We start from the raw sequence: 24,872 nt of genomic DNA, 5'->3' as shown, positions 1-24,872 counted from the left end.
GGTCTAACTCACCCTGATCCTTGGATTGAGGTAGACATAGCCAATATCCGAAATGAACTGCGTGACCAGAACGAGAATGACCGAGATCGTTCCGCAAGCCATCAGCATTTCAATGTCGTTATTGGCCGCCCCTTCAACCAGCACATACCCGAAGCCCTGATATCGGAACATTATTTCTACGATAACGACGCCGTTCAACAGCCAGGGAAATTGAAGCATCACGACGGTGAATGGTGTCACCAGTGCGTTGCGCAACGCGTGGCGGAGGACAATCCGGGGAAAGCTGACGCCTTTTAGTCGTGCGGTGCGGATATATTGCTGTTGCATGACCTCAACCATTGAGGCCCGAGTCATGCGCGCAATGTAACCCATGCCGAAAAAGACCACAGTAACGACCGGCAGCGTAAAGTTATAAAGCGTCGGCCCAATATTGGTCGCCGTGGCCGCCGACCCGTTCAGGATGCCAAGCCAGGAGGCAAAAATAACGGTAAACACCACACCGGAAACATATTCGGGTGTCGCGGTTCCGGCGATCGAGATGAATGACAGGACCCGGTCAAGCCTGGATCCCTCGCGCATCCCGGAAAGAACACCCAGTACCAGAGCCAGCGGAACCATCGTGATCATGACCCAAAACATCAAAATACCAGTGGCCTTGACCGCCGGAACAATTCTGACCAGCACGTCTCGTTTGAAGCGGGTTGAACACCCCCAATCGCCCTGCAGGACGCCGGAGAATTTTGGTTCCTGAACGTCCGTGCAAAACCCAAACCGGTTGGCGGGCTGGCCGGTTGCGGGATCGAAAACTGGTTGTTTCTGAACAACGCCAAGCCACTGTCCATACCGCAACAGCATCGGTTCGCGATAACCGTTCTTTTCCAGCCAACTGTCCAGAGCCTCGTCACCTGCCCGCATATTGGTTTGAGTCACCGCAAGGTTGCGCAGGTTCGGTTCGAGATTTGTGACCGCAAAAATAATCAAAGATAGGCAAAATGCGGACAGCAGCAGCACACCCAATCGTCTGATAATAAAGCGGAACATTACGAGGAACTCCAAAGGTCAGGCTGCATCATGTCACCGATACAGCAATTCTGCCCGCAATAGGTGTCGATTGATGTTGCCGCAGGTGGGAGAGGGCCTGCGGCAACATGCGGTTTGGTTACGTAGACATCCAGACGTCGTCGAGGTGGACTTCGCCGGTTTGATGTTTGTAGTAACCGTGAACATTTGGCGAATGGTGGCAGTAGAGCGAGCGCCAGTAAGGCTGAACGATCGCCCCACTGTCCTGAAGAATTTGCTCAGCTTCACCAATCAACACTTTACGCGCTTCGACGCCCGGCGTGGACAGCGCTTGCTGGATCAATTCGTCAAATCTGGCGTCAGAGAAGCCGGATTCGTTCCATTTGGCACCGGTCTGATACGCAATCGCATACATCTGCACGCCAAGAGGGCGCATGTTCCAGTTTGTGATTGAGAAGGGGTATTTCGTCCAGTCTTTCCAGAAAGTGGATCCGGGCATTACTGTGCGCTTAACATTGAATCCTGCATCGCGCATTTGCGCTGCCACGGCATCTGCCGTTAGGCGCCGCCAGTCATCATCGACCGAGATGATCTCGAACTCAAAATCCATTTGTCCGGCTTCAGTCATCAAAGCTTTAGCTTTTTCCAGGTCCCTGGTGATCGGGGCAAGCGGCACAAATTCGGGATGGATCGGGCTAAGATGGAAGTTTTCCGCCACCTCACCCAGACCATCGATGCCAAGCTGAAGAGGCACGTTATTGTCAACCGAAAGCTGGACGGCATTACGAACCCTCTGGTCGTCATAAGGTGCATTATTGGCGTTCATGCGCACCACGGCGGTCGCTGCGGTGCCAACTTCGCTTTTGGCCAAACCAAGCGAGTCGAGGATCTGGATTGCCTGTCCGTTGCTTTCGTGGTTTGCGTCAATCTCACCCGCTTCAAAGGCTGAAATCAGGGCGTCGGTCTTGGTGCCGTAATCGATGAATTCGACCTCATCCAGATGCGCCGAACCTTTCCACCAGCCGTTCTCGCGTCGCTTCAACACCACCCGGTTTCCGACGTCATAGCTGACCAGTTCAAAAGGCCCGGTCCCGATGGGATTGGCAATCCAATCCGACCCCATTTTCTCAAAGTCGCGGTGGACGATCAACGCCGGATATTCTGCCAACGCTGGAATCAAGGCGATGTCCGGCTTGCTCAACTTCAGAACCACCGTAAAATCGTCAACCTTGGTAATCGCCCCTTCAGCAGCCAATTTGGTCTCAGGGTCAATCAGCGCCGAGACCCGGTTGGCCATGGTGTTACCCTCGACCTCTTTTTCGCACCAGCGCGTGAGGTTGAATACGACATCCTCGGCATTGAACTCGTCGCCATTGTTCCAAAGCACGCCCTTGCGAACATTCAGCGTATACTCGGTTGCCTCGTCGTTGACCGACCAACTTTCGAGAAGTTGCCCTTCGAAGGTGAAATCCTTGGTGTAGCGGACGAGATATTCATTCACCTGCCGGGCGATGCCCGCTTGTTGACCCCAGTCATATGTCCTGGGGTCCTTTTGTTCGCGTACCAGTATCGCCAGCCGCAGCCTGCCACCTTTTTGAGGCGTTTCTTGGGCGTGTGCCGGGGCGGTAAGGCCCAGCATTCCATAGGCACCCACACTCGAAACTCCCAGTGCAGTCGCCGTGGCAAGAAACTCGCGGCGATCCATTTCGGTGCCGTTCTCAATTTGTTTTGCATCGGTCGCCAACGTACCGACAATTGATCTGATGTTATTAATTCTCATGTTTTCCTCCATGTCGCCAAGCGAGAACAGAGATGTTTTGCGGGTTCTGGCCATTTGGCTCTGCCCTGCATTGGCGCGTTCTCCTCTTCACCAACGCTGCATCTCGGTCCTATCCCCTAGGGAAACAGAATAGCAATTGTTCAGGTTATCAAAACCTATAGAATGCTTGGGCAAATGGATAATCTGATGTTATCTAAGGGCTGAATTAGCCTGATGAACGAACCGAACTGAGCGCTCCATAAGAGAACAGAGATGAACAAAAAAAAGCACAGATCCAGGCGGTTGATAGACAAAATCCCACTTGATGCGTTGCGCGTTTTTGAAGCCTGCGCAAGGAACATGAACTTCACTGCAACGGCAGACGAATTGTCTGTAACCCAGGCAGCGATCAGCCGGAGGATTTCGACCTTAGAATCTCTTCTGGGCGTTGATTTGTTCATAAGACGTGGGAAAAAGCTGAGCCTCACGCCTAAAGGGAAAAAACTTTATGAGAGTGCCACCATAGCGCTGGAGTTTCTCGCACAGGAGGTCGAAACTATAAGTCGCTACGGAAGTGCCTTTAAAGAAGTCGTATCCGTTTCGGCGGCACCCTCTGTTTCGGACCTTTGGCTCAGTGACAAACTTGTGGAATTTGCGAAATGCAACCGGGATATACTGGTAAGGCTCTTCACAACCGAAAACTCTGTCAAACTGTCGGGTAGGGATAACGACATCGCAATCTTGGTTAGCAACGGAGAGTTGGAAGGGTGGGATCAGGTTTTGCTGTTCAAAGAGCTTTTGGTTCCTGTGGCCGCACCAGCTTATCTTGAAAAATGTACAAATAAAGCCCCAGACAGCCTGACGTCCGACGACATATTGGAAATGGATCTTTTGGATACCAGAACCACAGGGGTTAATTCGTTCAGCCTGGTGAATTGGATTCATGAATGTTACGGACCTAAGATAGATGTCGAGCCGCTCTTTATCTACTCGACCTACAAAATGGCAATCGAAGCGGCCATCGAAGGCAAAGGGGTCGCTTTGGGGTGCCGCCAGATGATTTCTAAGTACCTTGAGAAAAACGAGCTGGTTGAAATCGGTTCGGCAGAACTGGACAGGGGTTTTGGCTATTATGTCACGGTGCCAAAAAACTCCCGGATCGATCCGGATAGCCAGAAACTGGTGGATTTCCTGCTCGCTTGCTGACGGGCGGGAATCAGATGACCGCGCAAACCCTGGATGCCTAGGCAGGCGTGTTGGCACCACCTAAGGCAACATGGTAAAAATGATGATGGGGAGTGGTTCAGGTTTTATTGTCCGGGATTGCTCGACGCCTGTAGAATTTCCTGGGATCGCTGCAAAAGTGTGTCGGTTTCGGCGGCCAGGTGGCTGTAGACATCGCGGTTAATCGCCTGATAAAGCGCCACGTTTTCGGGGATCGGGGCGAACTGGTCGCGGGGCCGGACCATGTTGGCAACAGCCTGTTGCCGGTCTGTGTAGACACCCAGCGCCAGCGCGGTACAGATCGCCGCGCCGAGACTGGCAGAGCCGTTCACCTCGTTGCGCTGAGCGGGAATGCCAAACACATCGGCGAAGATCTGCATGAACAGATCGCCGTTTGATCCACCGCCACTGACAATAAGTCGGGATGGCACCGCGCCAAGCTCGTCGCACATGGCTTGCGCGTGGTTCTTCATGGTCATGGCGATGCCTTCCAGCACCGAGCGGAACATATGCGGCCCTTTATGAGCGCCGTTGAAGCCGATCATCATCCCGCGTTCATGCGTGTGTGTCGGTCGCGCCAGCCAGTTGAGCACGGTGTAAAGACCGTCGCACCCCGGCGGGACCTCCGCTTCAGCCAGCTGGTTCAGGTAGGCTTCGGGTGACAGGCCCGCCGCCTCGGCCGCCTTGACCAGATCGCTGCCCATCAGGTCCCTGATCCAGGTGACTGTTGACATGCCCCGGCGAATACCACCGCTTTCATAGAGAAATTCGCCAGGCAGGGCGCCTGGATTGCTGAAATAGGCGGAAGCGTCGAACCGGTTTTCCGCGCCCATCATCATCGAGGTGATATAGGTGCCCAGAGAGACCAGAATGGTGCCATCATCGCTCAACCCGGCACCAAGCGCCTCGACCGCCTTGTCATTGGCGGTGGCAACGACGGGCAAATCCCTTGGGATGCCGGTGGCGGCACTGGCGAAATCGGTGATCCTTCCCAGAACGGTGGCCGGATCGACCAAATCGAACAGCATCTTGCGCGGTGTGGTAAAGGCATCGAATTGTGCGCGGTCTTCGATCCAGTCGAGCGTGACCGGGTCAATGGGCCAGGGGCCGACATAATTGGCGCGCGTGTCGCGACATTCACCTGTCAACCGGTGGGTTAGATAGCCGGTGGCAGTGGTCACATAGCGAACCGCGTCATCTTCGTGCGCATACGGCCTGGAAAGGCGCGAATCCATCCAGCTCTGAACCGGTGCGGCAAGTTTACCTTCCGCGCCGATCAGCGCCCGGCAACAGCGGATCGAGCCCAGCCCGACGCCGATTATGGCCGCTTTGTCACCGGTGAAACAATCAAACATCGCCCGGCAGGCCGCAATCAGACTCTCCCACAAGTCATCGTCGGGATGTTCGGCGCGGCCGTCTGCGTAGAGTTCCATGGGCCGCAGCCTGACCGAATGCGCGCAGACCTGTCGGCCTGACAGGTCAAAAAGCGAAACCTTGGTGCTTTGAGTCCCGCCGTCAATGGCAAGGATATAGCTGTCCTTTTGTCCCATGACCCAATCCCGCATTGGCTTTAGCGTACCAGATAGCCGCCATCGACGGTCAGGACCGTGCCATTGACATAGTCCGACGCCGCGCTGGCCAGAAAGACCGTTGCGCCCATCAGGTCCGAGGTCCAGCCCCAGCGGTTGGCCGGGATATGGTTGAGGATCTCTGCATTGCGCGCCTCGTCCTTACGGGTCGCTTCGGTCAGGGCGGTGGCAAAATAGCCCGGCGCCAGCGCGTTGACCTGAATGTTGAACCCGGCCAGCTCGTCGCACATTGCCTTGGTCAGGCCAACAATGCCATGTTTGGTGGCGGCATAGGCAGGGGACCATCGGCCGCCGAGGTAGGAAAACAGCGAGCCGATGTTGATGATCTTGCCGCTTCTCTGCGCGATCATATGTGGGCAAACCTCGTGGATCATCTCAAATGCGGCGGTCTGATTGACCGCCACCATCTTGTCCCATTCAGCACGGCCAAACCTGGTCACGTCTTTCACGTTGATGCCGATCCCGGCGCAATTGACCAGAATGTCGATCCGGCCCCAAACATCCAGACAGGCATCGACAACACGTTTGCACTCGCCTTCGGCCGTGATGTCCGCCTCGATGAAATGGTATTCGGCACCGGCGTCTTCAACCAGTTTTCGCGTCGCGCCGTCATCATCCATCAGGCTGGGCACCATGACATTGGCGCCGGCCGTGGCCAGAGCGGTCGAAAACGCCTGCCCAAGACCGCCGTTGCCACCGGTCACAATCGCGTTCTTCCCTTTGAGCGAGAAGAAATCCATGTTGAAATCCGAGAGTTCCATATAGTGCCTCCTGCCTGTCGGGGGATCAGCCGTCGATTTCTTCCCGGTAAATGTACTTGCGGATCTCGTCCGCCGGATAGATCGTGCCGTGATTCATGATGCCGTTCGGATCGAAAGCCTGTTTCAGCTTCTCCAGCATGTAGAAGGCGCTGCCATGTTCGGCCTCGGTCCATTCGCTGCGGTATTTGCCAATGCCGTGGTGGTGGCACATTGACCCGCCATGGGCGAGTGTTTCTTCGACGATGATCTTCTGGATCGGGTGGTGATATTCTAGCAGTTCGTCCTCTGGTGTGCAGTTGATGGTGTAGTTGTAGACGAAATACATGTTAGTGCCGTTGATGTAGCTGTGCGAGGAATGACCGCCAAGCATGGTCAGTTCGTCAGCTCGGTCAAACTCTGTGCGCACCCGCCTGATCACCGCGTCATAGATCACCGGAATGGTTTCCCAGTCGGCAGAGATTTCTGTGGTGTAACCGGCGTGCGAGCCGTGCTCGCGCATTTCGGCATATTCGTCGTCGATCTGCTTCTGCGACCAGTTCAGATGGTTGAACCAGTTTTCGATATGCTTTGGGTCGACCGTCTCAAGGATATTGTCTTTGAACCTGGCGACCGCCTCGTTGATGCCCTCTCTGATAGCCTCGACCATGCCTTTCGGGCCTTCGGCCATGAACAAGAGCACACATTTACCGTCATAGAAATCTTCGAAATGCTGGGCCGCATCTTCTTCGGAATAGACCCGGGCCACGGACGGGCGGTAACCCGCCACCATGACCTCGCGCAGGATTTCGATCCCGCTGGCAACGTCCTTGATCAGATACCCAAAGTAGGCGTTGTTTTCCGGATAGTAGCGGAAGATCTTCACCGTCACTTCGGTGATGTAACACAGCGCGCCCTCATTTCCGATTACGACATGGCGAATGTCGGGGCCGCCGGCGCGGCGCGAGACGTTCTTGATCCGCGAGATGTGCCCGTCGGGGAACACGCATTCCAGCCCCACCACCATGTCCTCGATCCCGCCATAAAGCGTCGAAAACTGGCCAATGCTGCGCGTGGCGACAAGACCCCCGAGTTTGGCAACAGGCTTGGATTGCGGGCTGTGGCCGGTGGTAAAGCCGATCTTGCGCAGCTCGTCTTCAAGATTTTGCAGTGGCACGCCTGCCTGCACCGTGGCCTGGCTGTTGTAGGGATCGATCCTGATGATCTTGTCCAGCTTCAGCGTGTCGATCACCAGCGTGGTTTCTTTCCAGTTTTCCAGCCCACCCTCGGTGGCGGTCATACCAGCGCGCGGGATAACGTTGATGCCGTTCTCGTTGCAGAACGACAGCAGCGTGGCGACCTCCCTGGCGGTTGCAGGATAGACGATGGCGATCGGCGCCGGAACGTCCAGTACCTTCTTGGCAACCGCGTATTTCTTGTAGCGATCGGCCGAAGCCACATAAAGATCATCCGGATTGGTGTTAATCTGATCAGAGCTGAGAATGGTTGTCAGTTGGTCGAGAATTTGAGCGGCTTCCACGGCGGGTACTCCAAACAGGATAGCTGAATTTGATTTGAGCAGTCTTTACGGCCATGGCCGGATTGTTCAAGAAAAAACGGAAAACTTCGTCAGAAACTGGAGAAATTTAGTGTTTTTCTGGAAAATTTTCCAAATTATCTGGCAAAATGACGTTCAATTCGCTAAAAACTTGTCAAAATTTGGCAGGAAAACTCCATGATTCACCTTGATTTTGAAAGCCTGAATGCGCTGGAACAGAAGATCCACGCCACACTTGAAGGGAAGGGCTGCGCTGATCGGACAATCCGAATCACCGAGGCGGCAGAACTTTGCGGTTGCTCGACCTCCAAGATTTCCAAGTTTGTCAAAAAACTCGGCTTTGCAAATTTCAGGCAATACCTGGATTTCCTGAACGGCAACAGCGTTTCTCCGCCCGGGTCTTCGGGAGAGTTGGAAAGGCTGAGTAATTTTCTGAATGGCTTTGACACGGGAATGGTTGACAAGATGGTCCGCCTAATCTCAGCGTGCGATAAGCTGGTGCTCCTGGGGGCTGGTCCGTCGTTCCAGTGCGCGCAATACGTTGAATACCGGCTTAAGACTTGCACCAATATAGTCACCATCGCTGCGCCGGACGATCTGCTCGTAGCATCCGTGATTGACAAAAACTCGCTTCTGCTGATTTTCACGGTCACCGGCGCATTCCGGTCATTTGAAGATATCTACAGTGCGACAAAAGCGAAAGGCGCAACTGTGGCGCTGGTGCTTGAAGAGTACAACCTGTCGCTTGTACAGAAGTACGACAAGGTTTTCTGCCTGACGAATGAAACGCAGCCCGGCGATCTGGCTGCCCATGAAAAGACCCGGACGGCCTTTTTCATTTTTATGGAAGAAGTGATCCGCGAGTTGCGATCCCAGCCCAGCCGACAGTGAGGTTTTGCCGGACGGCATTGGACTTTAGCGAACTTCGCGCTGCGCTGGTCCCCGAAAGCCGGACAGCACGTATTTGCCCGAGATACCTGCCGGCACCACCCATGTCCCCGACCTATGAACATCACATCTTTCATCCGATGAAGACCATCTCGTGCCTCTCACGGGTGATAATCAGTTGGGGGCAATGATCCTTGCACCAGTAAAAGATCATGGTTTCGATGCTGTCACCGTCGGGGGCCTTGGCGTTTATCCGTGCGCGGGAGCGCGCGACACCCAGCTTGCAGAACGAATTTCTGAACTTCTTGGCGATCGGTCACGTCTTACAGACTGCCGCATACGACTTGACACAACAAACGGTGCAACGCGCATCAAGCTTGGAGCCTAGAAGCCGCCATTGGTCGATAGCGCAGCATCCTGGAAAAAGGGCTCAGAGCCGCCCAACGCTTGCGCGGCAACGACCAACGTCGTGCGTCTCTGACACCTGCCATTCATTCAGACTGTAGAGTTGTCCCGTCAGCGCTGTGCTGATGATTGGGTGTGGAGGGAGGACCGGAGGGCATATTATGCCAAGAGTCCAACTTCCCGCTGTCACCCCAAAGCGCAAAGCTTGGAACAAAGGACGCATCATAGGTCAGAAGAGGCCGCTGTTGCCAAAACAGGTCTGGGCGATCCGGGCGCGGCTTGAATTGGCGGGTTATCTACGCGATCTGGCGTTATTCAACGTCGCAATCGACAGCAAGCTGCGTGGCTGTGATCTGGTCAAACTGGGCGTGTCCGACCTCGTCAAAGATGACCGCGTCCGGGAACGTGTATCGGTCATCCAGAGCAAAACCAAGCGACCGGTTCAGTTTGAACTGACGGAAAACACGCGTGAAACCGTCTTGGCCTGGGTCAAAGCACCTGAGATGTTTGCGTGTCGGTTCATGTTCCCAAGCAGGTTCCATGACCGCCCACACATCTCAACCCGCCAGTATGGAAGGCCTGTGCGCGGCTGGGTGACGGCAATTGGCCTTGAACCGAGTGGTTACGGCACCCATTCACTTCGGCGAACAAAAGCAGCTGAGATTTATCGAAAGACCGGCAACCTCCGCGCGGTCCAATTGTTGCTCGGCCATACCAAGGTCGATAGCACTGTTCGTTATCTTGGAGTCGAACTTGAAGATGCCCTAAGCATCGCTGAGCGTATCGATATCTGAACTACCTTGGCGAACGAGCCCTGCCGTTCGCCATTCCGAAGCGGGTGCCTGTCCCTTTTGCGGCGCTGGTCGGTGCTGAGCCCGTACTGTGAATTCGACTTTCTTGCTACACGCGCTCGCAGCACAGAATTTGCCGCGCACGCATCATCTTTAGTATAACAATGCAGCGAGAAGTGCTGCCATTCGTTCCAGGCGCAGCGAGACTTATTCAGGAAATGAACGAGTCGCGGACATAGCTGTCATCTGATTTTGGCACCCGCCCGGAATCAAGGTCGCTTGCGACCACCGCGCAGCGCCGCCCCCTCCCACGGGACGGCGCTTTGGCGAGGCTGGGTGGTTCATCGCAAGGGTGGCCATCAAGTGGCAGAGAACGGGCCGTAGATCGCCATCCCGCGACAGGGGTTGTCCCGGCACGTAGCGGTTTGGGAGGCGATGTGGGAATACTGCCGCCGAATGCATCGGTAGAAATGGTGTTACCGGCTGACTTCCGAGAACAGGCATTCAATTCGCTTGTACGATGACATTGTCACCGCGGTGCTGATGTCTGGAGATGGAGGGAGGATCGGAGGACAAGGTTACGAGTCTGCACGGTGATGCATCTGCGGCTCATGCGCTGCGCATCAGTGGGTGACTTGGTGCTTTTACTTCCACAACGCCTGTTGGCTCCAACCTATTGCCAGTGCGCGCTGCCTAACCATTTCGCCCTAAGAACTATACGCATTTACACTTGAGGTCTCATACCATCCTGATGTCTGCTCAGATGCGTACACAGGGAAGCACATACACATGCAGGACACGCAAGAAAACAGGCGACTTTGGCTGCTGGCCACGCCCGGCCTGTTGTTTTTCCTGATCTTTTTCCTAATCCCGGTCTCTGCTCTTTTCCTGATCTCTTTTGATAAATCCTCCACCGGGATCGTTGACATCCGCTGGATGTTTGACCTTGGAAACTATGAACGCTTCTTCTCGCGCGCGATTTATTACGAGGCGGCTTTGCGCTCTGTTGGCCTTGCGATGCTTGTTTCCATCATTGCGCTGTTTTTGGGGTATCCGCTTGCGTTCCTGATCGCAAAAACCACCGATCCTGCACGCAATACCTTCCTGATGATCCTTGTCCTGAGTGCGATGCAGCTTGATATGGTGATCCGCCTCTTTGGCCTGATGGTCTTGATGGGCGACAAGGGATTGATCAATCAGGCCGCGGCCTGGGCGGGGTGGACGGACGGCACGCCGATCCCGCTGATGTACAACTTTTTCGGGGTCGTGGTTGGTTTGGTACAATTCACGCTGCCTTTCATGATCCTGTCGCTTGTCGGCGTCATCCAGGGCATTCACCCTTCGCTGGAAGAAGCCGCACGCAGCCTGGGTGCCAGCCGGTGGAAAGCCTTCTGGAAAGTGACAGTCCCGATGAGCATGCCCGGCATCCTGTCGGGAATGTTGCTGGTCTTTGCTCTGGCGATTTCGTCCTACGTGGTGCCCACGTTAATGGGTGGATGGAAGGTTGTCGTGCTTCCGATCCATATCTTCCAGCAAATTTCCGAACTGGCAAAATGGCAGTTTGGCGCGACGGTGGCTGTCATCATGTTCCTGATCAGCATCGCGGCCATGCTGGTCTATCAACGTTCGGCCAGCCGATTGGCGGGGGGGCGAATCTGATGGCTAACAAACCATATCAAGAAGCCCTGGTGCCCGGCGCGTTCAAATGGATCGCGGGGCTGGCGCTGTTTATTCTGCTGGTGCCCATTTTTGTGGTCTTCCTCGCGGGGCTGAATTCCGGTGATTTCCTTACCTTCCCGCCAGAAGGGCTGAGCCTGCGCTGGATCAAAGCGTTCTTCGAATCGGACAGCTATCTGCCAGCCTATCTTTACAGCCTGATCATTGCGCTGACGGCCATGGTGATTTCGCTTATTCTGGGGACCTTGATCAGCCTGCTGCTGGTGCGCAGCGCATTCGCCGGGCGAGCCCTGTTGCGCGCGGTTGTCATGTCTCCGATCATGCTGCCGGGCATTGTGATCGGGCTGTCGCTGTATCTGTTCTATATCTCGTTCGATATCGGGCTGGCCCGCACTCAGGCGGGTCTGGTCATCGGGCATGTTCTGGTGACCTGCCCTTACGTCATCGGCATGGTCAGTGCGGCCCTTGTGGGCTTTGACCGCTCGCTTGAGGAAGCCGCCCGTAGTCTGGGTGCCAGCCGCTGGGAAACCTTCCGCAAGATCACCATACCCCTGATCTCGCCTGCCCTGATTGCCGGCGGAGTCTTTGCCTTTATCGTGTCGTTCGGGCAGTTCGATGTCTCGCTTTTCCTGACACCGCCCAACAACACGCCGCTGCCAATCGCGCTTTATACGTCGCTGCGTTACACGTTCGAACCTACGGCGGCGGCGGCAGGGATTTTCGCGATCTTTCTGGTGGTCGTTTCAATGGTGATCACCGCCAAGATAACCAACCTGCGCCGCATCACAGCGGCCAACTATAATTAACGCCAACGCATGGGAGCTTGCTATGTCAAAACCACGTAAACCAAATGATCTGTCCCGCCGGTCTTTTCTGAAAACCAGCGCCGCTGGTGTTGCAGGTGCTGCCGGGGTCAATTCGTTCTTTATCAATCACGCCTGGGCACAGGATGTGGTTTGGGACGGAGAACCGTTTGACGCGGGCGGTGCCACGCTGCGCTTGAACGAATGGGGCGGCTTCTGGGAAGAGGCGCAACGCGAAGCGATCATCAACGAGTTTGAAAAGACGTTCAACTGTACGGTCGCCTATGACAGCGCCTTTCCGTGGTTTCCCAAATACGTGGCGGGCGGCCCCCAGAACCCGTCGCACAACGTCGGGAACTGGAACCTGAACGAGATCATCAAGCTCAACCGGATCGGGGATTTCTTCCTGACGGTGGATGAGATGAAAGAAAGCATCCCGAATGCCGCCGACCTTTGGGATTTTGCCTTTGGGTCCGGGTTGGGGGCGACATGGGGCTTTGGCCAATACGCCTATGCCTATCGGACCGATCTGGTCAATCCGGCCCCGACATCCTTCAAGGATTTCTGGCGTCCTGAACTGGCAGGCAAACGCGCCACCTATATCACCTCGAACGGGTTGCAGCAGGTGTTCTTCATGACAGCCGCCGCTGAGTGGGGCAAAGACCAATACGATATGGAAGCCGGGTTCGAGGCGATGCGCAGTGCAATGCCCATGAAGATTTCCGACTTCACCGGGAACATGCAGACGCTGGTTGAGCGTGGCGAGGTCGAAATGGGCGTTCAGTGGGAAGGCGAGATCTTCCTTCAGATGGACAAAGGTATTCCGGTTGCGCCATTCACCTGGGAACGCAAACCGATCCTAACCCAGACATTGTCCGTGTCACGCTATTCCGATCCGGTAGAGAAAAAGCTGGCCCTGGCTTACGTCAATGCCAAGCTTGATCCTGAGTATCAGACAAAAATGGCCGAGACATTCTATCTGCGTCCAACCAACAAGAAATCGGTGCTGCCTGAGTTGCTGACGAACAAAGGTGTCAAGAACAGCGGCGACGCGCTTGATGGTCTGTGGATCCCGGATTGGAACTGGTATCTCGACAATGAGGACGACATCGTTGAAACCGTCAACGAAATCTTCTCAAGCTAAAACCGACGCCAAGTAACCTCTGCCCCGATGCCTCTTGGTGTCGGGGCGCTTTTGAGAAATGCGCCCATGTCCAACGTCTCTTTGAAACAGCTTGTGAAGACTTACGGCAGCACGACCGCTGTTGATGACGTCTCGGTCGACATTGCCGAAGGTGAGTTCTTTTCGCTGCTTGGGCCGTCAGGCTGCGGCAAGTCCACAACCCTGCGGATGATCGCCGGATTTGAGAGCATTTCGTCGGGCGAAATTGAACTGGATGGTCGCGGGGTCTCGGCCCTGCCGCCGGAAAAACGCGACATCGGGTTCGTGTTCCAGAACTATGCGATTTTCCCGCATATGAATGTATTCGACAATATTGCTTTCGGGTTGCGGCTGCGCAAATTTCCCGCAGAAGACATCAAAAAACGGGTCACAGCCGCCCTTGAGCAAGTCGGCATGAGCGGGCTTGAGGCGCGGTTGCAGAATGAAATGTCCGGCGGTCAGCAACAGCGCGTCGCACTGGCGCGTGTCCTTGTGACCGAACCGCGTATTCTGTTGCTGGACGAACCCCTGTCGGCGCTCGACAAGAACCTGCGCGAGGAAATGAAGTTCTGGATCAAGAACCTTCAGTCAAACCTCGGCATCACCACGATTTACGTCACCCATGATCAGGGCGAAGCCCTGACTATGTCGGATCGCATTGCCGTAATGAAAGGCGGCAAGATCGCGCAGCTTGGCACGCCGCGGGATATTTACCAGCGTCCCAAGGACGTCTTTGTCGCCAAATTCATCGGTGAATCCAGCCTCTTGCAGGGGAAGGTCACGGATGCCTCCGAAACCGGCTGCACCTTCACGGCTGCCGGGCAGTCCTTCAAAGCGATGATGCGGCCGGACCTTAAGGTCGGCGATGCGGCAGCCCTTGTGCTGCGCCCCGAACAGGTGCTGGTCAGCGACGATGCACCCGGAGAGGATTGGAACGGCGCAAGCGGAACCGTCACCTCGATAAGCTATCAGGGTGCGACGTTGCGCTATGAATTAGCCGTTGGCGATCAGACCATCATCAGCGAGTCAGCGATTGGCCCTGACACGCCCGAATTGGCCAATGGTCAGACCGTGAACGTCATGTGGCATGTCGACCATGCGTGGCTTTTGCCTGTGTAACGTCTGACCTGCGGCGATGGGTTGCTCAAAAGCGTTCCTTGTTGCACAACAATTTCCAAAGCCGTTTGATTGCACCGGTACGCGGCGCATCCTGAGGAGGCTTCATGAAGTCGGTTCACATCGACAGACCGGAATTGCGACAACGGTTCCTGGACGGGTTAGCCGCCCGCGTCACTGTCGTGGAAGCCCCTGCCGGATTTGGCAAAACAACCGTGATGCGGTCCTGGCAGGCCACGGTGGAAGCCGAAGGACATGCGACCGACTGGATTTCGCTGGAAACCTCCAATGAAGGTGCCCTGAAGGCGCTTGACGCCTATGTGTCCGGGCAGATCCCCGGCGGGGGGCCGGGCGATGACGCAAAGGCCTGTTTGTTTCTGGATGATCTTCAGGAGGCCGGGAAACCGGAAAAGGACCTGCTGTTGCGCCTTGTTCAGGGCGCGCGATCCTTCCACATTGTTCTGGGAACGCGGGATGCGGGTGATTTGCCGCTGGCCCGGATGCGCCTGTCCAATGAGGTGTCTGATTTCAGTGTCGAGGATCTGAAATTCTCGCATGAGGAGGCCATGTTGTTGCTGGGCGATGTCGTCAGCCCCGACGTTGCCGATGAATACTTTGAATACTCCGAAGGATGGGCGGCGGCGCTGAATATGATGCGGCGCTCTTTGATCGCGTCTCACGGTCTGTCCCAACCTGTCGCAGACCGTTCTGGTCGCCCTGATCTGGCCGATTACCTGAACGAACAATTCCTTGCAGGGCTGCCCCCGGACGTGCAGAAACTGTTGATTGAACTCGCCCATCTGAGCGAATTCAACGGCGATCTGGCGGATCACATCCGGGAAAAGGACGGCAGTTGGGCCATGCTGACGGAGCTGGCGTCGGGGCACTCTTTGGTGTTTGAACATGCCCGTGAGGATAGCATCTGGTTCCGCTGCCATCAGTTGATGCGCGACTATCTGATCTGGAAACAGAAAGAGCTTGGCGAAACGCGCATTCGTTTACTGCATCGCCGGTCCGCTGTCTGGCTGGCGCGCAGTGGTCGCACATTGGGCGCGATACGTCATGCCATCCACGCGGGCGATCCTGAACTGGCAGAAGAGACCCTTCTGAACGCAGGCGGATTGCAGATTGGCATGCGCGAAGGGTCATTGCGACTGGCCGCCCTTTTGGAACAAATTCCAAACGCGACTGTCTATGCCTCGCCGCGCCTCAGTCTCGCGCGGGCCTATCTGCATCTGAAAAATGGCCGTCATCACGAAGCCGCTTTGCTGATTGATGATGTCAGATCCGATCTTGATGCCACAAATGTCGAGCTGGGGCGGGACATCGTTTTTGTCGAAGCGCATTTGCGTCTTTACCGCGATCAACATCTGACCGAGGCGCAAGTTTCCGCGTTGGAATTCACCGCCGCCTCGACCCCGCCAGGCGATCTTTTGACGCGCGGCATCCTCTATAATTTTCTGTGCCTGTTTCATCATCAGGCAGGCGGCATGGAGCGCGCTCGCCATTTCGCGAACAAGGCGATTGACCTCTATCAGGAACTCGGTGACAGGCATTTGCAGTTTTTCATGCATCTGCACCTCAGCGCGATTGATCTCGACGAAGGGAAATACACGGACGCGCAAAAGCTACGCAGCGCGGCCATTCATCTTCAGCGCAGATATTTCACCAATGATCCGGGGCTAAAGGCCATCGCGGATATCTTTGACGCGGAAATCAAGTTTGAGGGCGAGGAGCCTGAAACCCTTGCGGCCCAATTGAAAGGCGCGCTTGAAGCCGCCGACGGGCGGGAGGGGTGGAGCGAACTTTACCTTGCAGGCTACGAAACCGCCTTTGCCGTCGTCGCTCGTGATGAAGGATATGCGCGGGCCATTGATATCCTTGAGCAGGCGGAAAAAATGATCACCCGTCGTGATCTTCCCAGATTTTCCCGCCAAATCAGGATCCTGGAGCTTGAGTTGGCGATACAGGTCGATGAGGAAGCGGATGCAAAGCGCCTTGCAGCAGGTCTGCGGCGTGTGATGGGGACCGATAATGGTGAAACCCATCTGCGCTGGCGTGGCAGAAATCTGGGCAAGCTGGCCCTAGCCCATTATGAAACGCGGTTTGGCGATCTGTCCCTCGCAAGGGCGTTGCTTCAGAAGCTGATTGCAGACTTTCAGGCCTGCGGGCTTTTGCGGTATTTGGCGCGCGCCCAAGCGTTGCTTTTGATCAACGCTGCTGCGCGCGAGGATAAAACCGAAGCCGTCATGGCCTTGATCCAGACTGTTGCGTTGTCAGAGCAAGGCGCATTTATCGGCGCGCTCAAGCGCGTGGGCGACAGGTATAGCGCGGCGGCACGGTGGACTATCCGGGAATGCGGCATCAGCGCCTTTGACAGCGCGGGTTTGTCGACACTGGCCAAAATCCTCTGGGCGCTTGGGGCCAATCAGGGGCAGGAAACAAGCATCCTGACCGAGCTGCTGTCCCAAAAAGAACAAGACGTGCTGCGCGGGATTGCCGAAGGGCGCGCCAACAAGGTGATCGCCCGCGACATGGATGTGAGCGAAGCCACCATCAAGTTCCACGCCCAAAACATCTATCGCAAGCTGGGCGTCAACTCCCGCAAACTCGCCGCAGAAGTGGCCCGACAGCACGGATTGATCGCTGGGTGATGCCAGCTTGCGCAAAGCCCCCAAAGACAACCTATCCATATCGTCTCCGCGCCTAGCCGTCCGAAAGGTTGCGGCCCGCTTGGTCCAGTTGCGATTGTTGAGATGGAACGAAAGAGGGCTTTCTGGATGCACATTGGCGTAGATGTGGGCGGCACAAACACCGACGCGGTTCTGTTGGACGGCACGGATGTATTGGCTTTTGTGAAATCGCCAACGACCGATGATGTGGGGTCAGGCGTTGTCAGCGCGATCAAGACCATTCTTGAGCAAAGCGGTACCGATGCCGCGCGCATTGAAAGTGTGATGATCGGCACGACCCAATTCACCAATGCGTTCGTAGAGGGTAAGAAACTTGTCCCCGTCGCAGTGTTTCGCGCGGCCCTGCCAGCGACCGAAAGCGTGCGTCCGATGGTCGAGTTTCCGGATCACCTGACCCGGCAGATCGGGACGCAATCCTATCTTGTAAACGGCGGTTATGAATTTGATGGCCGCATTATTGCGCCGCTTGACGAAAAGGCCGTGGCCGCTGGCGCAAAGGACATGAAGGCGAAGGGCATCAAATCGGCGGTCCTGTCCGGCGTCTTCACCCCGATCAATTCGGCGATGGAAGACCGGATGGCCGAGATCATTCTGAACGAGGCACCCGACACCGTCCTGACAGCCTCCGGCGAGATTGGCCGCATTGGCCTGATCGAACGGGAAAATGCCGCCATCATGAATGCCTCCCTGTGCGATCTGTCGCATATTGTGGTCAACGCGTTCCGCGATGCCTTGCGTGAACTCAACATCATCTGTCCTCTGTTCGTGTCGCAAAACGATGGCACTTTGATGACCGCGGAATTCGCCGAAAAATACCCGGTGCTGACCTTTGCATCGGGGCCGACCAATTCAATGCGGGGGGCCGCGTTCCTGTCGGGGGAAAGCGATGCGATTGTGGCGGATATCGGCGGGACAACCACCGACACCGGTGTGCTCATCGGCGGCTTCCCCCGCGAATCCGCCATTTCGGTCGATATCGGCTCGGTGCGCACCAATTTCCGAATGCCTGATGTTCTGGCCGCCGGTCTGGGCGGAGGCAGCCATGTGCGCGACGATGGGAACCGGATCGGGCCGGACAGCGTCGCACTTGATCTTCTGACCGAGGCGATGGTCTTTGGCGGGCAGACGTTGACAACCACGGACATTGCAGTGGCCGCAGGCTATGCGGATGTTGGCGACTCGAGCCTCGTCAAACATCTGGACAAAGCCCTTGTGAACCGCGCCGTTGACCGCATGCATGCCATGGTGGAAGAGGCCACCGACCGCGTGAAATCCACGCAAGGCGAGGTTCCGGTCATTCTGGTCGGCGGCGGCAGCGTATTGATCAACCGGGATATTCGCGGTGCATCCCAGGTGATCCGCCCTGAAAAATCAGGCGTGGCCAATGCCATCGGGGCTGCCCTTGCGCAGGTTGGCGGTGAGGTCGACAAAGTGTTTTCTTACGACAAGATCGGCCGCGAAGAAGCCATGGAAGAGGCCCGGCAAAGCGCCATCGAGCGCGCTGTCGATGCCGGTGCCTCGCCTGATACAACCAAGATCGTGAGCCTTGAGGAAATGCCCCTGACCTACCTTCCCGCCGGCGCCGTGCGCATCAAGGTGAAGGCCATCGGCGATCTGGCACCAGCGGGAGAAGCGTCTTGAAACAGATTACACTCGAAAACCTGCCCGATTTCATCCGCGGCACCGCCATTTTGGGCACAGGCGGGGGTGGCGACCCTTATGTCGGTCGGCTGATGCTGCAACAGGAGCTGGAAAAATGCGGGTCCATTAACATTATCGACCCCGATGACGTCACCGACGACACGCTGGCGGTCAGCGTGGCCTGCATGGGGGCGCCGACGGTTTTTGTTGAAAAACTGCCAAATGCAAACTCGGCGATTGAGGGGCTGCGGATCTCCGAGCGGGAGATTGCCAAGTCCTTCAACGCGATCATCCCGCTGGAAGCGGGCGGCATCAACGCCACTCTTCCGCTTGTCGTTGCCGCCCGGTTAGGGTTGCCGGTGATCGACGGTGACGGCATGGGCCGCGCCTTTCCAGAGTTTCAGATGACGACCTTTAACGTCTATGGCGTGGACAGTTCTCCTTTCGTGATCACCGATGATGGGAATAACTCGATCATCATTCGCGCCGATACCGCCCTGCGGGCCGAACGTTATGGCCGTCCGGTCTGCGTTCAGATGGGCGGCATCGCGCAGGTGGCAAGCTATGCCATGACGGGCGAGGAAATCCGCCGCTCCTGCGTGCCCGGTACTGTTTCATTGGCGGTTGAGATTGGGCGCACGGTGCGCGAAACGCGCATCGCGGGCGAGACGGACGTCTGCACAGGGCTGGTCAATTATTTCGAACATTCCAACCCGCCACGGTTTTCGCGCATCTTGTTCGACGGCAAAGTGCAGGATGTACTGCGCGAAACCAAGGACGGCTGGACCATTGGCGAAGTGTCCCTGCTCAGCGAGACAGGCGCTGACGAGATGAAAATCTCGTTCCAGAACGAATATTCCTATGCCATGCGCAACGGTCAGCTCGCCGCGATCGTCCCCGATCTGATCGTCGTGCTCGATCGTGAAACCGGCGAGGCGATCACGACCGAAGGTCTGCGATATGGGCAGCGGGTGAAAGTGCTGGGCATCGCCGCGCCCCCGGTCATGCGATCAGAAGCGGCCTTGCCGATCATCGGCCCCAGTGCGTTCCGCATCAAGGAACCATTCGTGCCGCTCGAAGACCTCGCGTGGCGGGACAATGCCAACTCCGCTTAGGGGACGGCCTCAACGGAATGGGCGAGCGCAAAACGGTGACACAGACGCCTCTCAGCACGGCGGATATCGCGGAATTCGAGATGCCCGTTCCGCTTCTGCGCTCGCAATTCTGCGCCACTGGGCATGTTGATGTCCCGCTGGACAAGGCCCATCCCCTGAGCGGCGAAGCCCTGGTCGATATCCGCGACTACGGGATCGCGGGGGAGTCCTACTACCACCGCGTTGATGGAAAGAATGTCCCCTATTGCAAACGACTGCCGGGTGGCACGCCGGCCTTGCGGTTGCGAAAGACTATCGCGGAAAAACTGCGCGCGGTGAACGGGCGGCTTGCCCCTTTGGGGCTAGAACTGTTCGTCTGGGACGCCTACCGCCCGATCGCGGTGCAGGCGGCGCTGTGGAACCACTTTGAGGCAAATTTACGCGCCCAGTTTCCGGATGCCAGCCCATCAACGCTGGATACCATGATCCGTACTTACGTCGCGGACCCCAACCTGGCCAATGATGGCGAGGCGTTGACCTGCCCAAACCATTTGACTGGCGGATCGGTGGACCTGACGCTTCGCATCGTTGTCAGCAAAACCCACCTCGATATGGGGGCGGCGTTCGACCAGATGGACGACATCGCCAACACCGAGCATTTTGAGGACGAATTGGGTCAGGGTGGCATTTCAGGCGATGACCCAAGGCTGCTCAACCGCCGTCTTCTGGTCCATGTGATGGCCACCGAGGGCTTTACGAACCATCCGATGGAATTCTGGCACTTCGACTGGGGCAACCAAATGCATCAATACGTCAAACATCTGATAGGTGGTGGCACGCGTGAGGCCGCCATATATGGGCCTTGCCATGAGTAAGCGAACACTCCAGCATGGATACAATACATCGGTGAACGTCGCGCGAGAGAGGGTCTTTGACGACTGCGCCTCCTCTGCCTGACCGCAGCCAACGGACCGCTTCAAGCTCACTCAGAATGGCCCGCCAGACGATATCCGCATCACCCCAGCGATGAGCCCGCATCAGCAAACACACTGAAGAACTACGGTGGCAAAGTTCGCGCCTAAGGGGCGGCTTTGAATGACCGGTCTGGCGACACCGGCTGCGGCGCAGCGATGAGTGTGCCGCACCTACGAGAAGATGCTGCATCAGCAAATACCGAAAAACGAATGCCGGAAAAGTCCGCATAGCAGACCTTAGCCCCACCAAAACAGAGAGTCCGCAATCCGAGACCGCGCCGTAGGGGGTGCACTCGCTGCGCACCACCCCCAACACCGTAGCCCTTCTCCTCTAGGGCCAAGAAAATTCGAATTTTCTTGCCAAAATTCTTCGAAGAATTTTACACCGCACGCGCCGTTAATCCCGCAAAACGCCGCCCTCTACACCGACGCAATACCGACGTGATACCGACGCAATACCGAACGCGGATTTCCCAGAAAACAAAGGCGTTAACCCCGATTCGCGTCCCTTCACGACGCGCAGCGTCGCACGCAGCCTTACCCGGTCGTTAACCCTCAGCCTGCACGCCCAAAAACCTCTCCAGCACCGCATTCACCGCGTCGGGCTGTTCCACGGTCGAACTGTGCCCGGCTTTCGGGATAACAACCAGCTCCGACCCCCTGATCGCCCCGTGAATACGCTCGGACTTGGCAGGCACCGTCGCCACATCCTCATCCCCCACAACCACCAGGGTCGGCAGATCAATCCCGCCCAACTCCTCAAAAACCGGCTCGCGATGTGTCACCCCCAGAACCGCGCGGGTGATGCCGATCTTGTGGTTGCCCACGAGCAGCTTCTTCCAGCGGTCCCGTTCCACGGCCTTATTGGGATCGTTCAGATAAGACTGGCTGAACATGATCGGCATCACCTTGTTGATCACCGCCCACAGCCCGATCCAACGGGCGACAAAGTTCAGCTTGAGGTATTTTGACCGGTTTTCTTCCGGCTCCGGGTCCGCCGATGTTTCCAGCAAAATCAGAGACTTCAAAACCTCGGACCGCCGCACTGCCAGCCGCATGCCAACAAATCCCCCCATGGACAACCCGGCAAAATGGCATGGGCTGACACCCAAGTGCGCGATCAATTGCGCTGCATCTTCGGTCAGCGTGTCCATGTCATAGCCATCCTCGGTCACGCCACTCTGGCCCTGCCCGCGATGGTCAAAGGTGATGCAGCGATAGCCCTGCGCCGAAAAATGCGCGACCTGCGCTTCGAACATCTCACCGCTGAACAACAGCCCGTGCGAAAACACAATTGGCGCACCGTCACCGCCCGTGTCGGTATAGTGGATATGCGCACCATTCAGATCGGCATAGGGCATCACTCATGTCTCCTGCGGCAAAGCTTGCTCAGGATCAGCCTAGCACGAAATCCCGGCGCCAATAGCCGCCAAATGGGAAATGATCCGCGATTACTGGCCCGACTTAAAGGCCAGTTTCTTTCCGGTCTCGCGCACCAGCTTTCTGCGGATACGGTCGGGGTATTCCTGAAACCCGTTGGCCGTCATGACAAAGGCCCCTGCCCCGACAATCACATGTCGCTGGAAATACCCGGTCAGGTCCGTGTCATCGGTTTCGATCACCAGCGCATTCACCGTGATCCCGGCCCGCCGCAGGTCAGCGTGCATCACCTCGGGCAGCAGCCCCTCGTTCGAGCGTCCATCACCAGAGACATCAATCACGCGGCGCCGACAGGCCGTGGTCAGCGCGAATTCTGACATGCTGTATTCCAGCGCCTCGCCAATTGCCGTCGAATAATTCTTCCAGACCCGCGGCACCGTCTCGATCCTGCGCGCCAGCGCCGCGACATCCTCGGGCGACGCGATACTCTGCCACGGGATCGAAGTGTCCTGCCGGTTGCTGCCGGTCCACTGCACCAGCATGACCTCGGCCTTGGCCGCAACCAGCGCATCGGTCACCACCCCATCACGCAGCCCGGCGGCAAGCCCATCCATCTGAATGCGATATTCCTCGGGGCTGACAGACCCCGAAACGTCGACCGCCAGCACCAGGGCCAGCTCACAGGCCCGAGCCGCAGGTACGGCGACCCCAATCCCAAGGGCCAATGTCAAAAGCGCGCGTCGCATGCCCGGAACCATGCGCAGCCTCTGTCATCATTTCAACCGATCCGCAGTCTGTCGACGATCACCATTTGGTGTTCAACCGGCGGCGCGGTCTCGGGTCAGCAAAGTCCGAAAAACCCGCCAAAAAGGCTAAAATCCGGTTAATACCCATGTTGTACAACATGGAGAGTCGGGGCGAAAAAAGATGTACAACTTGGTCAGTTTACCAGTTTTTAACGAAAAACCCGCCCCTTGCCGCTCAGGGTTGCTTGGCGGCGATCACCGTTGAGATCGGGGCCAGGGCCACCGATCCGGCCCGGTCCTGCAGCCCCCAAACCAACAGCGCCGACAGGGTTTCCTCGCGCAAACGGCCCACCATGATGACGCCGCCTTCCTGGTCGGCCTTGAACGCGGCCTGATCCAGGAACCGCCGGATCACCGACGCGCTCTGGCCCTTGCCATCAAAGTCACGGAACACGGTTGCGGCGGGCACGCCTTCGCGGCTCGCCAGCTTGCGTGCGGTGTCCAAACCTTTTTGAAACATCACCAGCCCGTGGCCCGAGCTTTGCAGCACCGCCGTGACCTGATCCGACAGGGGTTTGCTGCCCTGCAGCCCGTCCCCGATGCCCTCCATGACCGCCACGGCTTCGGGCATCACCTCAAGGTGCACCTCCAGCGCCACTTCCACGTCTGTCGGTGCGGCGGATGCGGGCAGGTCCACCATGGCCAGCACCTCAAAACCCATGTTGCGATAGGTCGCGACCCGTTCGGTCACATCCGGGGCCAGCGTGTTGATGGCAATGCTCAAAGGGTATGGGAAATCCGCCAGCGCTTCGGGTGCAAACTCGGGCGCGCCATCGTCGATTAAAACGATGGACATCAAAGGCTTATCTCCTGCCGCTTCAAAAGCCACGGCATTAGCCTCAAAGGGGGGCAATGGCGCAGGGGCGGCGTTTTCTTCTGTGTCGTCACTCACCGTTGGCAGGCGCGACGAGTCGAGTTGCGGGAACTTTTCCTTGAGGTCGCCAGTCGGTTTCAACAGGCTTTCCGTCTGCGCCACGGCCTCATCGGCCTCGGCTGCGGGCGACATGTCTGCCTGCTCGGAGTCCTCGGTTATTTCAGGCTCAGCCTGCGGCGCAAAGGCGCTTTCCTCGGTGACCGGCGGTGCCATCGGCTGGGCCGGGTTGGTGGCAATCGAATCGGGGGCGAGTTCGGGTGCGTCGGGTGCATCCGGTGTGGGCGCAGAGGGGCTGGTCATCACCGGCGCGTCACTGCCCGCCCCGGACAGTTCGCCGCCATTCTCACCCGCTTCGGGTGCGTTCAGCGACACATCGGGTGTCTCGGTTTGCGGCTGTGGTGCACTTTCCGTGTCCGCCAGCGGGGCCGCATCTTCGCCTCCGGGGGTTGCCACGGCAACGTTGCTGCCCTCTTCCAGCGCGCTGTCGGCCTGCGACGTCGAGCCTATATCACCGCTGCCCTCTTTGTCCGACCCGGTCGTCGTCTCAGCCGCACTCTGCTGCGGATCCACCGTCGCCGGCAAAGGCGCCAACAGCGACGCAAACCCCGTCACCACCAAAACCACAACCCCGCCCCAGAGAATGCCGGAAAGAAACCCTCGCAACATCTGCTTTGCCCCTTT

At 57.1% G+C, this 24,872-nt stretch carries 19 protein-coding genes; 11 read left to right on the top strand and 8 right to left on the bottom strand.

Features of this window, described 5'->3' with window-relative positions; translation table 11 throughout:
* Positions 1-3: 3 nt before the first annotated feature.
* Both EK369_RS01135 and EK369_RS01130 read right to left on the bottom strand, forming a co-directional pair.
* Positions 4-1,041 carry an ABC transporter permease gene (locus EK369_RS01135; RefSeq protein WP_127111851.1) on the bottom strand — a complete coding sequence of 346 codons (1,038 nt, stop codon included), beginning with the start codon at positions 1,039-1,041 and terminating at the stop codon, positions 4-6.
* A gap of 118 nt (positions 1,042-1,159) precedes the next feature.
* On the bottom strand, positions 1,160-2,854 hold the full coding sequence (locus EK369_RS01130) for an ABC transporter substrate-binding protein (RefSeq protein ID WP_235871311.1): 1,695 nt from the start codon (positions 2,852-2,854) through the stop codon (positions 1,160-1,162).
* A gap of 198 nt (positions 2,855-3,052) precedes the next feature.
* Between EK369_RS01130 and EK369_RS01125 the strand changes: the two genes are divergently transcribed.
* Positions 3,053-3,985, top strand: a complete 933-nt coding sequence (locus tag EK369_RS01125) for a LysR family transcriptional regulator (RefSeq protein WP_127111850.1) — start codon at positions 3,053-3,055, stop codon at positions 3,983-3,985.
* A gap of 104 nt (positions 3,986-4,089) precedes the next feature.
* Here EK369_RS01125 and EK369_RS01120 read toward each other — a convergent pair whose 3' ends face one another.
* The 3 genes from EK369_RS01120 to EK369_RS01110 are packed head-to-tail and all read right to left on the bottom strand — an operon-like array spanning position 4,090 to position 7,869.
* A complete protein-coding gene (locus EK369_RS01120; RefSeq protein WP_127111849.1) occupies positions 4,090-5,553 on the bottom strand; it encodes an FGGY-family carbohydrate kinase in 1,464 nt (487 codons plus the stop codon).
* A 20-nt stretch (positions 5,554-5,573) separates the two neighbouring features.
* Complete coding sequence (locus EK369_RS01115; protein WP_127111848.1) at positions 5,574-6,353, bottom strand: SDR family NAD(P)-dependent oxidoreductase; 780 nt, start codon at positions 6,351-6,353, stop codon at positions 5,574-5,576.
* 25 nt (positions 6,354-6,378) lie between these two features.
* The gene (locus EK369_RS01110; protein ID WP_127111847.1) at positions 6,379-7,869 is read right to left on the bottom strand and encodes an FAD-binding oxidoreductase; all 1,491 of its coding nucleotides are present in this window, start codon (positions 7,867-7,869) and stop codon (positions 6,379-6,381) included.
* Between the two features lie 195 nt (positions 7,870-8,064).
* Between EK369_RS01110 and EK369_RS01105 the strand changes: the two genes are divergently transcribed.
* The 10 genes from EK369_RS01105 (at position 8,065) to EK369_RS01060 (ending at position 21,032) form a co-directional block, all read left to right on the top strand.
* Positions 8,065-8,778, top strand: a complete 714-nt coding sequence (locus tag EK369_RS01105; protein WP_127111846.1) for a MurR/RpiR family transcriptional regulator — start codon at positions 8,065-8,067, stop codon at positions 8,776-8,778.
* Positions 8,779-9,341: 563 nt separating this feature from the next.
* Positions 9,342-9,974 carry a tyrosine-type recombinase/integrase gene (locus EK369_RS01100; RefSeq protein ID WP_127112486.1) on the top strand — a complete coding sequence of 211 codons (633 nt, stop codon included), beginning with the start codon at positions 9,342-9,344 and terminating at the stop codon, positions 9,972-9,974.
* Between the two features lie 786 nt (positions 9,975-10,760).
* Positions 10,761-11,630 carry an ABC transporter permease gene (locus EK369_RS01095; RefSeq protein ID WP_127111845.1) on the top strand — a complete coding sequence of 290 codons (870 nt, stop codon included), beginning with the start codon at positions 10,761-10,763 and terminating at the stop codon, positions 11,628-11,630.
* Positions 11,630-12,454: an ABC transporter permease gene (locus EK369_RS01090; protein WP_127111844.1), complete on the top strand. Its 825-nt coding sequence runs from the start codon at positions 11,630-11,632 to the stop codon at positions 12,452-12,454. Before EK369_RS01095 ends, EK369_RS01090 begins: the two co-directional genes overlap by 1 nt.
* Before the next feature lie 22 nt (positions 12,455-12,476).
* Positions 12,477-13,595, top strand: coding sequence for an ABC transporter substrate-binding protein (locus tag EK369_RS01085; protein ID WP_127111843.1), 1,119 nt, complete (start codon positions 12,477-12,479; stop codon positions 13,593-13,595).
* Positions 13,596-13,661: 66 nt separating this feature from the next.
* On the top strand, positions 13,662-14,732 hold the full coding sequence (locus tag EK369_RS01080) for an ABC transporter ATP-binding protein (RefSeq protein ID WP_127111842.1): 1,071 nt from the start codon (positions 13,662-13,664) through the stop codon (positions 14,730-14,732).
* A 104-nt stretch (positions 14,733-14,836) separates the two neighbouring features.
* Positions 14,837-17,383 carry a LuxR C-terminal-related transcriptional regulator gene (locus tag EK369_RS01075; RefSeq protein WP_127111841.1) on the top strand — a complete coding sequence of 849 codons (2,547 nt, stop codon included), beginning with the start codon at positions 14,837-14,839 and terminating at the stop codon, positions 17,381-17,383.
* 102 nt (positions 17,384-17,485) lie between these two features.
* Positions 17,486-19,063, top strand: a complete 1,578-nt coding sequence (locus EK369_RS01070) for a hydantoinase/oxoprolinase N-terminal domain-containing protein (RefSeq protein WP_235871310.1) — start codon at positions 17,486-17,488, stop codon at positions 19,061-19,063.
* On the top strand, positions 19,060-20,178 hold the full coding sequence (locus tag EK369_RS01065) for an S-methyl thiohydantoin desulfurase family protein (RefSeq protein ID WP_206198005.1): 1,119 nt from the start codon (positions 19,060-19,062) through the stop codon (positions 20,176-20,178). Before EK369_RS01070 ends, EK369_RS01065 begins: the two co-directional genes overlap by 4 nt.
* 17 nt (positions 20,179-20,195) lie before the next feature.
* Entirely contained in the window at positions 20,196-21,032 is an 837-nt protein-coding gene (locus EK369_RS01060; protein ID WP_127111840.1) for a M15 family metallopeptidase, read from the top strand.
* A gap of 647 nt (positions 21,033-21,679) precedes the next feature.
* Here EK369_RS01060 and EK369_RS01055 read toward each other — a convergent pair.
* The 3 genes from EK369_RS01055 to EK369_RS01045 all read right to left on the bottom strand — a co-directional run bounded on the left by EK369_RS01055 (position 21,680) and on the right by EK369_RS01045 (position 24,857).
* Entirely contained in the window at positions 21,680-22,492 is an 813-nt protein-coding gene (locus tag EK369_RS01055) for an alpha/beta fold hydrolase (protein ID WP_127111839.1), read from the bottom strand.
* A 90-nt stretch (positions 22,493-22,582) separates the two neighbouring features.
* Positions 22,583-23,257, bottom strand: a complete 675-nt coding sequence (locus EK369_RS01050; protein ID WP_127111838.1) for a DUF1194 domain-containing protein — start codon at positions 23,255-23,257, stop codon at positions 22,583-22,585.
* A 235-nt stretch (positions 23,258-23,492) separates the two neighbouring features.
* Positions 23,493-24,857, bottom strand: a complete 1,365-nt coding sequence (locus tag EK369_RS01045; RefSeq protein ID WP_127111837.1) for a divergent polysaccharide deacteylase family protein — start codon at positions 24,855-24,857, stop codon at positions 23,493-23,495.
* Positions 24,858-24,872: the final 15 nt, after the last annotated feature.

This window comes from Shimia sediminis, assembly GCF_003990645.1.
GTDB lineage: Bacteria > Pseudomonadota > Alphaproteobacteria > Rhodobacterales > Rhodobacteraceae > Shimia > Shimia sediminis.
This window is presented reverse-complemented; position numbering and strand designations above follow the sequence as displayed.

What these genes read in the sequence shown, in the direction of transcription:
- EK369_RS01045 (WP_127111837.1), bottom strand. Translation starts at nt 24,857, where the DNA reads ATGTTGCGAGGGTTTCTTTCCGGCATTCTCTGGGGCGGGGTTGTGGTT.
- EK369_RS01075 (WP_127111841.1), top strand. Translation starts at nt 14,837, where the DNA reads ATGAAGTCGGTTCACATCGACAGACCGGAATTGCGACAACGGTTCCTG.
- EK369_RS01055 (WP_127111839.1), bottom strand. Translation starts at nt 22,492, where the DNA reads ATGCCCTATGCCGATCTGAATGGTGCGCATATCCACTATACCGACACG.
- EK369_RS01120 (WP_127111849.1), bottom strand. Translation starts at nt 5,553, where the DNA reads ATGGGACAAAAGGACAGCTATATCCTTGCCATTGACGGCGGGACTCAA.
- EK369_RS01080 (WP_127111842.1), top strand. Translation starts at nt 13,662, where the DNA reads ATGTCCAACGTCTCTTTGAAACAGCTTGTGAAGACTTACGGCAGCACG.
- EK369_RS01090 (WP_127111844.1), top strand. Translation starts at nt 11,630, where the DNA reads ATGGCTAACAAACCATATCAAGAAGCCCTGGTGCCCGGCGCGTTCAAA.
- EK369_RS01105 (WP_127111846.1), top strand. Translation starts at nt 8,065, where the DNA reads ATGATTCACCTTGATTTTGAAAGCCTGAATGCGCTGGAACAGAAGATC.
- EK369_RS01100 (WP_127112486.1), top strand. Translation starts at nt 9,342, where the DNA reads ATGCCAAGAGTCCAACTTCCCGCTGTCACCCCAAAGCGCAAAGCTTGG.
- EK369_RS01125 (WP_127111850.1), top strand. Translation starts at nt 3,053, where the DNA reads ATGAACAAAAAAAAGCACAGATCCAGGCGGTTGATAGACAAAATCCCA.
- EK369_RS01130 (WP_235871311.1), bottom strand. Translation starts at nt 2,854, where the DNA reads ATGGCCAGAACCCGCAAAACATCTCTGTTCTCGCTTGGCGACATGGAG.
- EK369_RS01060 (WP_127111840.1), top strand. Translation starts at nt 20,196, where the DNA reads ATGGGCGAGCGCAAAACGGTGACACAGACGCCTCTCAGCACGGCGGAT.
- EK369_RS01135 (WP_127111851.1), bottom strand. Translation starts at nt 1,041, where the DNA reads ATGTTCCGCTTTATTATCAGACGATTGGGTGTGCTGCTGCTGTCCGCA.
- EK369_RS01115 (WP_127111848.1), bottom strand. Translation starts at nt 6,353, where the DNA reads ATGGAACTCTCGGATTTCAACATGGATTTCTTCTCGCTCAAAGGGAAG.
- EK369_RS01070 (WP_235871310.1), top strand. Translation starts at nt 17,486, where the DNA reads ATGGAACGAAAGAGGGCTTTCTGGATGCACATTGGCGTAGATGTGGGC.
- EK369_RS01085 (WP_127111843.1), top strand. Translation starts at nt 12,477, where the DNA reads ATGTCAAAACCACGTAAACCAAATGATCTGTCCCGCCGGTCTTTTCTG.
- EK369_RS01050 (WP_127111838.1), bottom strand. Translation starts at nt 23,257, where the DNA reads ATGCGACGCGCGCTTTTGACATTGGCCCTTGGGATTGGGGTCGCCGTA.
- EK369_RS01095 (WP_127111845.1), top strand. Translation starts at nt 10,761, where the DNA reads ATGCAGGACACGCAAGAAAACAGGCGACTTTGGCTGCTGGCCACGCCC.